Below are 12417 nucleotides of genomic sequence, written 5' to 3' on the forward strand. Positions count from 1 at the left end.
CAAATAATTACTCTTTATAAGAGATTGATTTACTGCCTCTTGCACTCTTCTTAAATCAAGGGTAAAAAAACACCGCACTTTAGTCGACAAAACACCGCACTTTTGTCGACAAAACATTGCACTTTGGTAAACAAAACATTGCGCTTTTGTCGACAAAACACCGGTGTTTTATTTGGAAGGGGGGAATGGAGAAAAGTTGAAGATTTTCCCGTGGTCCCGAAGGGACATCATCTTGGTAGCCCGTTGCTTTAGCTTCGGGTTTAGGATGAGTGATTGTTGCGCAACGCGTGCCGAAGGTACGCGACTGGTATTCAATGGCGTACCTTCAGCACGCCCGTGTGAAGAATGTATCCGTTTTAACCCGATGCTAAAGCAACGGGCTACCAAGATTACAACCGTTCCGGTTGTCCGCAAATCTTCACTTCTCAATCTATTTGAAAATGCCCCCCCTTTAACTCTCTGCCTCCTCCGGTTCCCGGCCGAGGCTATGGATGTATTCGTTGGGGGTGATGCCGGTTGCTTTTTTAAAGGAACGGAAGAAAGAAGCGCGGGAGCTGAAACCGCAGAGTGAAGCCATAGCGGTCAGGGTATAGCGGGTGTATTGGGGATCATTCACCAGGACCTTAAAGGCTTCGATACGGTAATGGTTGATAAAATCATAATACGATTGATTCAGGTATTGGTTGAACAAATACGAAAGAGAGGTCGATGAGGATTCGAGGGCACGGGCCAGATCGGCAATCTTTAAGTCCGGGTTACGATAAGGGCGCTCTGCTTCCATATAGGCTTTCAGTTTCTTATGTAACGCTTTGCACTCTTTTTCATTCAACTTATTCATCTTATACTTTTCCTGTTCGACAGGTGATTCTTCCGTATGAATCTCTTCCGTAAGGTCGGTATCCATTTCCTTTTCTTTGGCAACGGATGTCTTCCGTCGTTTGAAGTAGTACCCGCCCGACAAGCCCAATGCAATCAAAAAACATACGATACCGGCCAGCCATTTCCCGTTTGCTGTCAGCCAGGAACCGACCTCCAGATGGATAACCCTTTCCGAATATTCATTCCCGGGGATACGCACCCGAAAACTATACTTGCCGGGACGGAGGTCGTAATAATTCACGGCATTGCCTCCGGTCAATAATGACCAGTCGTCGTCTTTGCCTTCCAGTTTATAGGAATAAACCGTGGTGACCGGATCGGTATACGAGAGATTCACAAAGCTAAATCCGATATTATTCTCTTCCTTGCGCAGGCGCAACAGGTCGTTCCGGCGCGCTTCCTGCAACATCTCCTCAGAGAGAGCCACGCCTTTCAAACGGATCTCGGTCATCACGATTTTATAAGGATCTCTTTTGACACGGTCCACCTGCGAAGGATCGACCGATAACAGTCCTTTGTTATTGCTAAACCACAGGATGCCCTGATCATCTTTATACGAAGGATACATAAAAGTCGGATCCGGGATGCCGTCGGTGAAGTTGAAGGTATAATACTTCTTCTCCCCTTCTTTCTGGCGAATCATTCCGTCGTCGCTGCCCAGCCAGATCCAGCCTTCATCGTCTTCCAGGATGGTCGTGTAGGCATTGCCGTGAAGGATCGGATGGATAGGGATCGTTTCATACTGGCGCATGGAAAGGTCCGACGTCAATAATCCTCCCCTGTCCGGCAGGAAATAAAGTTTTTTCCGGCTGTCTTCAAAGACGGTACGGATCTTTTCGCGGTGAAAGAATCCTTCGGGGAATATATTCGAACGCATACTCTGGGTGGAAGGGTCGTAGATCGACAAGCCGTTATCCGTACAAATCCAGCCCTTACCGGTCGAATCGAAGAAGATATCATACGTATTTCCCTCCGGCATCTGGGAGCTGGTGTGATTATAATGGCGCATGCTATCGGTATAGCCATTATAACAATAAACACCGTTCGACGTACCGATCCAGAGATTATCCTGCGCGTCTTGCTTCAGGCAGAAGATATGCCCGTTGCGGAATGTGATATCGTCGCTTCCTTCGAAAGGACTCACCCGCAGGGTTTGTGCATCGACGATAGAGAGTCCGCCGCCGTACGTGCCGATGTAGAACTTCCCTCTATAATAATGTATAGAGAAGATCAGGTTGGAGCGCAACTCAGGCATGCGAAACACTTTCTGCGACTTCGTTTCTTCATTGATATAATACAAGCCGTCGCGCGTGCCGATCAGTTTTTCCTGTCCATGAATAAAGAAAGAGCGGACCGTCCGGTTCTTCGAGTCGAAGACGGAAGGAACAGTATAGGTATGGAATAAGTCATTCTGATACAAGCTATAATCGAATCCGGCCTGATAGTAACCGATCCAGACTATGCCTTCTTTATCCACCAGAAGCGAATAAACGGAATTGGAACGGATCGTCGTGCGATCGTTGATATTGGAAAGGAAAGAATGGGTGATCTTCTTTTCGCGATGGGATAAGAAATGCACCCCATATCCATCCGTGCCGACATAGATACGGTCTTCTCCATCACTCGACAAAGAAGAAATGATTTGGCTGCCGACATCGACAAATCGGGAGAAACGAGCGGTTGGCACGTCGAATGAGAAAATACCCTGGTTCTCCGTTCCCAAATAGAGCGTCTGCCCAATGCGGGTGATATGGCGAAACGCATTTTCACCTTCAAGGCCTGAAGCCGGGTGATACTGTTGGAAAGAATCGTCCGCCGGATTATAACAACATAAACCGGCAGCCGTGGCCAGCCAGAGACTGCCCGATTCATCTGCCGTCATGCCTTTGATCCGGTTTGTGGGCGACAAAAGGTTTTGATCCGGATACGTTTGTTTCAGTTCGTCGTCTTTCAGGCTGAACAGTCCTTTTGCCGTTCCGATGTACAAGGTTTCACCCATAACATAGAGGCTGAACACCGGCGAATCGAGGGTTTCCGGATACATGCGTTGCAAGCCGATCCTGCCCTGCTCCAATCGCCATAAGCCCATAGGATTGCCGATCCAGAGATTGCGCGCGGCGTCTTCGGTGATGACATTGACTCTCTTCTTTTTGACTTCTGCCCCTTCGAACGGAAAATGCCGGATCGACACACCATCGAAGCGGTCCAGGCTGTTATCGGTACCCAACCAGATAAAACCTTCCGAATCTTTATAAATGACATTCACCAACAGGTCGGATAACCCATCAGCCATTGTAACCCCCCGGAACGTATAGGATTGTCCGGATGCGAAACAAATTAAAGGGAAGAAAATCAATATATATGTATACAGAAATCGATTCTTCATGTATCAAATTCTATGGCACAGCTACCAAAAGTAGGTATTTTTATCAAACTGCCAATAGTATGGACTTCATAATTTAGTCGTACCTTTACCTCATAATTCAATTTTTGATTTAAGTTATGAAAATACGATTTTACTTTATCGCTCTCATCCTGGCTTGGGGAGCGGTCTTTATGTTGAACGCCCAACAAAAGCCACGTATCGGCATCGCCGGTATACAGATTGAAAACAGTGTGTTTATGCCCAACCGCCAAGCGTTGGCTGCCCGGACGCTTACGCTGCCGAACTACCTGAGCCCGGACTCTGCCATGGGTCAGGCGGCGGAATGGTTTCCGGCATTGATGGGTGGCGGAAGTGGCCGTGGACCGGTCACCCGCGAGTCCTACGAAGCGTTTGTTGACAGCACGCTGAAAATAATCGAAAAAAATATGCCTTATGATGCTTTCTGGTTCTATATGCACGGTGCCTGTAGCGTGGAAGGCGTGGAAGATCCGGAAGGTGAGTTTATGGCAAGGATCCGCCGGTTGATCGGCAACGATGTCTTGACCACCACCACGATGGACCTGCACGGGAACGCTTCCTGGCAAGTAGCCCTCCACTCCGACCTGATCACCACCTACCGCAAAGCGCCCCACGATGATAGTCGGGAGTCGCATCGCCGCGGTGTGGTGAACCTATTGGACCGCCTCGCTTCCGGTAAGGGACGCCCGGCGTATAAAGCCTGGGTTGCCGTTCCGGTATTGCTCTCGGGCGAATGGTCGAGCACGCGTGTCGAGCCGGCCAAATCACTCTATGCTCTGGTGCCCGAGGTGGAAGCCATGCCCGGTGTGATCGACGCAGGGATCTGGATTGGTTATGTGTGGGGAGACAACCGGCGCAACCAGGGGAATGTGATCGTCGTAGGCGACGACAAGGCAGAGGTAGAAGCCGGTGCGAAAAAGCTCGCCCAGAAGTTCTGGGACGTACGCCGCCAGTTCAGCCTCGAAGCACCCGGTTATCCGCTCGAGAAATGCCTCGACCTGGCGATTGCCAGCAAAAAGAAGCCGTTCTTTATCAGCGACATGGGCGATAACCCCGGTGGCGGCGGATCAGGCGAAGTGACCTGGACCCTGGCACGGGTACTCAAACGTCCGGAGCTGCAATCGCCCAACGGCAAGAGCCTGCTCTACTGCTCTATCCCGGGCAGTGAGATGGTAGAAGCCGCGCGCAAAGCCGGTGTGGGTGGTCATGCCGAAGCGTATGTAGGCGCAATGGTGGACAACTCCTACGAACCGCCGGTCTGGTTGTCGGGCACGGTGGTCTATGTCAGCCCTGTTTCTCAACAAGAACAAAACCAGGGCGGACGGAGAAACCCGGATATCGCCATTATCAAAACGGGAAGTGTATACGTCGTGGTAGGGACCTCCTCTCCTACGCCCAACCTGACCCATACCGGTGTCGATCCCAAAAAGATGGATATTGTGATGGTCAAACAAGGCTACCTGGTGAACCAATGGTACAATATGCAGGCCGATTGGGTCATGGCGCAAACCCGCGGAGGTGTCGACCAGGATTTCAAGACGCTCCCGTATAAAAACATTGTCCGCCCCATGTTCCCGTTAGACCCGGACATGCCCGACCCGGAACTCAATGTCATCTTCGTTCCTTCGACCAAGGATATATACGGAAGATAACGAACTGTTTTTCATATATTTACAAAGTACCGGTATTTTGTCGACAAAGTACCGGTATTTTGTTTGCAAAGTACCGGTATTTTGTTCACAAAGTACCGGTATTTTGTTTACGCATAAATAAAGACTGTTACAATTGGGTCTAATACTACTTCTTTTTAAGTAAAAAAGGACTTTAAATGTACTCTTCATAACCTCATTTTTTAATGTTACAAAATTAATTCTATCACTTGTAAATGAGATTATTACAGACCAGACAAAGAGGGACAACAACTGGTCAATTCAGGACAATTCGTAACCTGAGATTTTAAAACAGGCTCAGGTTACGATTAGGTTACTGAACTCTGTCTTTTGGGGGCTATTTTATGGCGTTTTGGTCAGCCAAAGACAATAAAAAAAGTCCCACAATATGCTGATATTGTAGGACTTGTCTGTTTTTTGTCGCCTTTTGGCTTTTCTTTCCAGCGGAGAGAGAGGGAACGGAACGATAAATTCCAATTGTCCTGTATGATACGAGGTTAAGGCTACTTCGCCTTTTCTTTAGTAACTATTTAGTAACTGATTTCTGTCCAGTCTTGACTTTCGACTGTCTTTTCCTGTCCACAAGCTTCATATCAGCTTTCAGGTTCAAATATACGAACTTTTTGAATCTTACAAAAATTAATTGAATATCAAGTCGTTCTCCAGTGCAAGGTGCAGCCTATATATAAATAGGCTGCACCTTGCACTGGGCTTTACATATCATTCATAGATAAGCCCCTTAATTCAATCTTATATTTTGCAAGTTCTTTTTTGATTGAATCGGCTTTCGTTTGAAGCAAAGCTATATCAATTTTCTTCGGGTTACGCTTTACCTCGGCAACAATAGCCGTTTTATCCAAATCATTCAAGGCAATCAGGTCTATCTCATTTTCGCCTTTATTGTCCCAATAGCTACCGATAGCGGTTATCCTCTCCTCTTCCGCCATTTTAGCCCGAAAGTATTTTTCCAGAATGAAACCGCTATATTGCTCATAGTTCTTGTCAATAAACTCACGAAGCAAGTCATATTTTCCCATTTCAATCAATGACTGATTCGGATAAATGAATCGAAACCAAAAACGAAGGTAGTTGTCATTCAAACTCCAACGAGCTTTTCGGCTTTCCGGCTTCGAGAACATAGGCTTGTTCTTTGTGATAAGGGAATATTCTTTCTCCAAATTGACCAGATACGCCCCGGTATTCTTTCCGATGATGGAATCTATTTCACTTTGGGTCGTTTTCCCGGAAGCGATTAGCTGTAGGATAGAAAAATAGGTTCCATACTCTTTTCCAAACTCAGAGATAAGCAATTCTTTGCCTTCTCCGATAAAGGGAGAATCAGGACGTGTAACCATATCCAGTATCTTATTCTTTGTTATCGCTCCGGCTTCCATAAGAAGGTCAATATACTTGGGAACGCCACCCGTCAGCATATAGAGACACAGAAGATCTTCCGATTTATATTTTGGATTATAATCGTTCAGGATTTCTTTTATTACGCTAACAGCGAAAGGTTGCAGTGTTATTTTTGAAGTAAGTCGCCCGAATAACGGTTCTTTCCTGTTCTCAAAAATCTTCATCATCATCGAATAGATAGAACCGGAAGCAATAAAGTTGATCTTAGTCTTATCCTTGTACTGATCCCAAAGATTCTGAACATCGCTGAATATGGACGAATTTACATTATCAAACTCTTGAAATTCATCAATGATAAGCGTATAATGTTCCTTTGTGGCAAAAATCAACAACTGCTCAAAAATATCTTTGAATCGGGTAATAGTGCCAAAAATCTGTAAGTCTAAAGCATCTGCCGCATCTTTTTGAAACTGCTCGCAAAGAAGTGGTTCGCTCTTGCGGGAGACAAACAGATAAAGATACTTCTGTCCCTTTACAGATTCAAGTAAAAGGGAGGTCTTGCCGATACGACGGCGACCAACCATAACCGTAAAACAGGAACTCCTCTTCGATTGCTCCAATGTACGGGCTAATATCTCTAATTCTGCTGTTCTGTTATAAAACTTCATATCTCATGCTATTTAATGTACATTATCTTAATGGCGGTTACAAAAATAAGAAGAATATCTCAATCCGTCACTATGTATATTAGGTTATTTTAATGATGATTAAAATAATCACCATTAAAATATAGATAAGAGGATTTGTAGCTTGAAGCATTCATGCTATTTTATTTAACTTTTGTGAGTATAGACGAATAGTTTATTTCGTGCTTACAACTGAAAATCTGCCAACTTTTCCTCCAACGATTCCATATCAGCATTAAGCTTTGTATCCGTAATTCGAGCATAGAGCTGTGTTGTTCGCACATTCTTATGTCCTAATAATTTAGCAAGGCTTTCCATCGGCATACCATTAGATAAAGCAATAGTCGTAGCCATTGTGTGCCGCCCGCAATGGTATGTAACTCGCTTCTTAATCCCACAGGTTTCGGCAATTTCTTTCAGGTATTGATTTACTTTCTGATTGCTTAACATCGGGAACAATGTCTCCCTTTTTGAATCACTGTACTTTTCAATCAGTTTGGTAGGAATATCAAAAAGCCGGATATTACTCATTTCTTTGGTCTTCCACCTTTCAATCCTAATCCACTGATGGCCATCAACGGCTGTATGCAGATGTTTTTTTCTTAAATTCTTCACGTCCACGAAAGCAATGCCCGTAAAAATCGCAAAAAGAAATAAATCCCTGACAAGTTCCAACCGCTCATAGGGAAGTTCTTGCTTCATGATAGATTTTACTTCATCCATTGTAAGAAATGTGCGATTGGTTTGTTTTAGCTTGATTTGGTATTCCTGAAACGGGTCATTCTTGATAATACCATTCTTTAGTGCCAATATGATAATCCGCTTAAAAAGTTGCATGAACTTAGCTGTACTGTTGTGATTGCAGCCGGAAACTGTTCTTAGATAAATTTCAAATTCACAGATAAACTGGTGGTTTACTTTGTATAAAGGGATATCTTCTATTCCTTTCGTCGATTGCAAGAAGTCAACCAAGTGTTTCCGGATGGCTTCATATTTCTGATAAGTAGCTTGTGAACGGGTGATATTTACCTGTTTACGAAAATTCTCGTTGTGAATGGAGAAATAGGAAATTAGATACCGCTTACTGTAAGCAATTCCGGTATAAATATCTTTAATCATTTCAGGGGTTACGTCCCCATCACATAATGACTGTTGAAAGTAAATCTGGTTAAGATACGGAAATTCCATACAGGAATTGACATACCCAAAACGAAAGGTACTCCTGTATATGCTACTGGTAACGGAATAGTAGTTCGTAAGGGGTATTGTTCGGGGTATGGGAACTATATAGAGATTCAGCACGCAGGAGATTTCCGTTCATTTTACGCACACCTGAGCAAGACAATAGTAAATATCGGGGATTCGGTAAATGTAGCTACACAAATTGCTTGTGTGGGAAACACGGGAGTAGTCACTGGTAGCCATTTGCATTATGAAGTCCGAAAAGGGAAACGCTACTTGAACCCAACCGGATGGTGCTACTGCCTGATTGAAATATGGAGCAAACAAATTATAAACGAAAAAACAGCATGAAATTTCTTACCACATATTTACAGCCCGGAGAGGAAATAATGTATAGGGCACGAATACATATATTCTTATTCCTGCAACCTGCCATACTATTGGCTATCGGGTTTATGTGTTATTTTGATGAAATGAAAATAACACATTATTTAGGAATCACACTTCTGTTCTTGGGATTGGTTTCCCTCGTACAACGTGTGTTAGTAAAAGTTGGTTCAGTCTATGCCGTAACCAACAAACGAGTGATTATCAAAACGGGAGTAATAAGTCGTAGGACAGTTGAACTGGTACTTGCTAAATGTGAGGGTATTCAGGTGGTACAAGGTATTACAGGGCGTGTCTTTGGCTATGGTTCTATCGTGGTTACGACTGGCGGTGCTACCAACTGTTACTATTATGTTGCCAATCCGTTCCGGTTTAAGAGGGCGATAAATGAGCAGATTGTCCTATACCGCATGTAAATAAGCGACTTCCGCCAACTTATTGAAAAACACCTGTCAAGCAATTTTGTCAGGTGCTTTTTTATGGGTAATTTTGCAGAAAAATAAACAATTAGTTTTTTAGATAAATACTGCATGAAAAACATATTGGGATACAGTCATATTAAAGCAAGAAATTTTTTTTTGAAAGGAGAGAGTTATTTTAACTCTGACATACCACCATATTTCATTTTTGCACCTTTGCTGAAATCAATTTCGATTTTGTTTAGAGGTAAAGTATTGTCCAATTTTCTATTGGAACATGAAGATGATAAGGGGAATTTGAAGAAAAAGTACCCTTGTGATTTTGAAGATGTAAACTACAAATTTTTAAATAACAAAGACGGGAAATACGCTTGGAGACCACTTCAGTTAATACATCCTGCATTATATGTATCGCTTGTTCACAAAATCACAGAAAAAGAAAATTGGAAATTCATTGTGGAGCGATTTCAAGAGTTTGGGGAAAATTCTAAAATAAAATGTTATAGTATTCCTATAGAATCCGATAGCGAATTATCAGATAAAGCAGAAACAATAACACATTGGTGGCAAGCAATAGAACAACAATCCATAGAATTAGCATTGCAATTTGAATACACTTTACATACGGATATCTCAGATTGCTACGGTTCTATTTACACCCATTCTGTTGCTTGGGCTTTACATACCAAAGATATTGCAAAAAGAGAAAGAAATAAGTCGTCTTTAATCGGGAACATTATTGATAAGCATCTTCAAGGAATGTCTTATGGTCAGACTAATGGCATACCACAAGGTAGTCTATTAATGGATTTCATTGCTGAAATGGTTTTAGGTTATGTGGATTTAACTTTATCGGAAAGATTAGACGATGAGAGTTTGGATGAGTATGAAATTATCCGTTATAGGGATGACTACAGAATTTTTTCAAACAATCCACAAGAAGCTGAGTTAATTGCGAAACATTTAACAGAAATTCTTATTGAAATGGGAATGAGATTAAACGTGCAAAAGACGTTGGTTTCCAATAATATAATTAGAGACTCAATAAAATCAGACAAACTTTACTGGATGCTCAATAAGAGAGGTGGGAAAAGTTTACAAGAACACTTATTTCTAATTCATGAACTTGCGGAAAAGCATCCCAATTCAGGCAGTTTAAGCAAGGCTTTGAACAAATTTTATAATCGAATACAGAAGATAGAAGAAACAAACCAAAACATCCCTGTTCTCATTAGCATCCTTGTTGATATTACGTTTAAAAACCCAAGAACATATTCTGTTGCCGCTGCCATTTTGAGCAAACTTTTATCCTTAATAGACGATGCCGATAACCAAGAGGCTATTATAAGTAAAATAATTGCAAAATTTGATAAAATACCAAATACAGGACATATTCAGTTGTGGCTTCAGCGAGTAACTATCAAAATTAATAGAGAGCAAGAATACAAAGAATTATTATGCCAGAAAGTTAATGACCAAACAATAGATATATGGAACTCAGAATGGCTAAATGATGAGTTACGGGAAATAATTGAAGAAGGGTTAATCGTCGATGAGGAAGTAATTGAGGATATTGATAGAATTATCGAATCCGAAGAATTTCAATTATTTGATTATTAAAATAAAAATAATCATTCCCGTCAATCAGGCTTTTTGTTACTTTTTCTCCCGCTCAGTTACCGGCTCATGGAAAAACCTTAGGTTTGCATTGTAATTATTTTATAAACTATAATGAGTGAACCATATGGAAAAAGAGAAATGTAAAGTCTATGTTACTATTTGGAACTCATTTTATTCATTTAATTTCAAGAACATTTAATGATTTACGTTATTAATTAAAAAGAAAGGAAAATAACAAGTAAATCAACATGGAAAGTAGGAATAACTTATGTTACTATTACGAACTTGTTATTTGTCTTGGATTAGACCTATATAAGAATTTAATCTGAAAGATATTTAAGGTTTTTAGGATATATTCAAGTGCCTTTCCAAATTATAAATCATTAAATCACTTTATCATGAAAGACTCTTATTTTATTGGAATTGATGTGAGTAAGAAAAACTTGGATTGTTGTGTGTTGAAGAATGGCTCTGTGGTCAAACAAGATGTTATTCCAAATCATCAAAAGAGTATCGAAAACTATTTATCTATAATTTGTGTGGAACAAAATATAGATGCGGAACAAATAGTAATATGTGCTGAATTTACAGGATTATATATTTATCCTTTAGCAATCTCTTGTCAAGTTGGAAACTATAAACTTTGGTTAGAAGACCCTACCCAAATAAAATACAGTTCCGGATTACAACGAGGGAAAAATGATCCGGTAGATGCTAAACGAATCGCTTTGTATGCGTATCGTTATGTAGATAAACTTAAAATATATAATCACCCGACAATAAGTATAGAATCAATAAAGCTATTATCAACAGAATTAAATATGCTATGTGTTGATAGAGCCAAATACCAAGCTCAATTATCAGATCAAAAGGAATATATGCCTGATTATGTCTATAAGTTGAAGTTAAAGAGATTATCCCTGCTTATTAAAGAATTGGATAAAGCAATATCTAATATTGAAGCGGAAATTGAGAGTATTGCAGCAAAAGATGCTTTGTTGTCTCATCAGATGAAATTATTATTGAGTATTGAAGGAATAGGAAAAAAGACTTCTTTAAAAATGATATTGGAAACACAAGCCTTTACGCGATTTACCGATAGTCGCAAATTTTGTTGTCATGCGGGTGTTGCGCCATTTAGTTACTCATCAGGAAGTAGTCAGTTCTCTAAAAATCGGGTTTCCCAAAGAGCAAATAAGAGTATAAAATCTCTACTTCATTTAGCTGCCTTATCTGCTATTCAAAATAAAAATAGTGGATTAAGGGCGTACTACGATAGAAAAGTTGGCGAAGGCAAAAATAAAATGTCGGTATTAAATGCTATCAGAGCTAAGCTTGTAGCTCGGATGTTTGCTGTAATAAAGAATGACAATCATTACATATTTAATTATAATAATCAATATTCCAATCAGTAACGTGGTGTCTGATTATAAAAATATTAAATTCCTGACTATTTGTTAATATGATTTTCTTACCTTTACCACATGAAATATTTATCCCTCATATTATCCATATATGTATTACTGCTATCAGTAATGCCTTGTTGTTTAGAGGATAAATGTTTATCTATATATGCTGAAATAAGCAATGATATAGGCAATAGTTGTGATGATTGCACCGATAATAGTTGCTGTTCTCCTTTTCTACATTGTAATACTTGTTACGGATTCCCGGAAGCTCGTTTTTATAATCCAATAGTTATAACTTTAGGCTCAACATCTGATTGCGAATCAGAATATATATTAAGAAATAATCTTCCTGATTTTAAATCTTCAATCTGGCAACCGCCAAAAGCATAAATCAACTTTTAATTT

General features: G+C 41.0%; 8 protein-coding genes. 5 read left to right on the plus strand and 3 right to left on the minus strand.

The genetic code is table 11. The annotated features are described in order from the left end of the window. Nucleotides 1–451 precede the first annotated feature (451 nt). On the minus strand, nt 452–3265 hold the full coding sequence (locus tag M2133_RS05610) for a two-component regulator propeller domain-containing protein (RefSeq protein ID WP_277465019.1): 2814 nt from the start codon (nt 3263–3265) through the stop codon (nt 452–454). A 170-nt stretch (nt 3266–3435) separates the two neighbouring features. Between M2133_RS05610 and M2133_RS05615 the strand changes: the two genes are divergently transcribed. Continuing rightward, nucleotides 3436–4935, plus strand: a complete 1500-nt coding sequence (locus M2133_RS05615; RefSeq protein ID WP_346843234.1) for a M81 family metallopeptidase — start codon at nt 3436–3438, stop codon at nt 4933–4935. A gap of 731 nt (nt 4936–5666) precedes the next feature. On the opposite strand, the gene M2133_RS05620 is transcribed toward M2133_RS05615, so the two are convergent. Next, nucleotides 5667–6977, minus strand: a complete 1311-nt coding sequence (locus M2133_RS05620) for an ATP-binding protein (RefSeq protein WP_277465021.1) — start codon at nt 6975–6977, stop codon at nt 5667–5669. Nucleotides 6978–7181: 204 nt separating this feature from the next. Continuing rightward, the gene (locus M2133_RS05625) at nt 7182–8114 is read right to left on the minus strand and encodes a site-specific integrase (RefSeq protein WP_277465022.1); all 933 of its coding nucleotides are present in this window, start codon (nt 8112–8114) and stop codon (nt 7182–7184) included. A 33-nt stretch (nt 8115–8147) separates the two neighbouring features. Between M2133_RS05625 and M2133_RS05630 the strand changes: the two genes are divergently transcribed. The 4 genes from M2133_RS05630 to M2133_RS05645 all read left to right on the plus strand — a co-directional run bounded on the left by M2133_RS05630 (nt 8148) and on the right by M2133_RS05645 (nt 12018). Beyond that, entirely contained in the window at nt 8148–8528 is a 381-nt protein-coding gene (locus M2133_RS05630; RefSeq protein WP_277465023.1) for a M23 family metallopeptidase, read from the plus strand. Continuing rightward, nucleotides 8525–8980 carry a PH domain-containing protein gene (locus M2133_RS05635; protein WP_277465025.1) on the plus strand — a complete coding sequence of 152 codons (456 nt, stop codon included), beginning with the start codon at nt 8525–8527 and terminating at the stop codon, nt 8978–8980. Before M2133_RS05630 ends, M2133_RS05635 begins: the two co-directional genes overlap by 4 nt. A 114-nt stretch (nt 8981–9094) precedes the next feature. Beyond that, on the plus strand, nt 9095–10603 hold the full coding sequence (locus M2133_RS05640) for an RNA-directed DNA polymerase (protein WP_277465026.1): 1509 nt from the start codon (nt 9095–9097) through the stop codon (nt 10601–10603). A gap of 398 nt (nt 10604–11001) precedes the next feature. Then, nucleotides 11002–12018 carry an IS110 family transposase gene (locus M2133_RS05645; protein WP_006844350.1) on the plus strand — a complete coding sequence of 339 codons (1017 nt, stop codon included), beginning with the start codon at nt 11002–11004 and terminating at the stop codon, nt 12016–12018. The last annotated feature ends 399 nt before the right edge of the window (nt 12019–12417 follow it).

This window comes from Parabacteroides sp. PF5-6, from assembly GCF_029504695.1.
Lineage (GTDB): Bacteria > Bacteroidota > Bacteroidia > Bacteroidales > Tannerellaceae > QVMG01.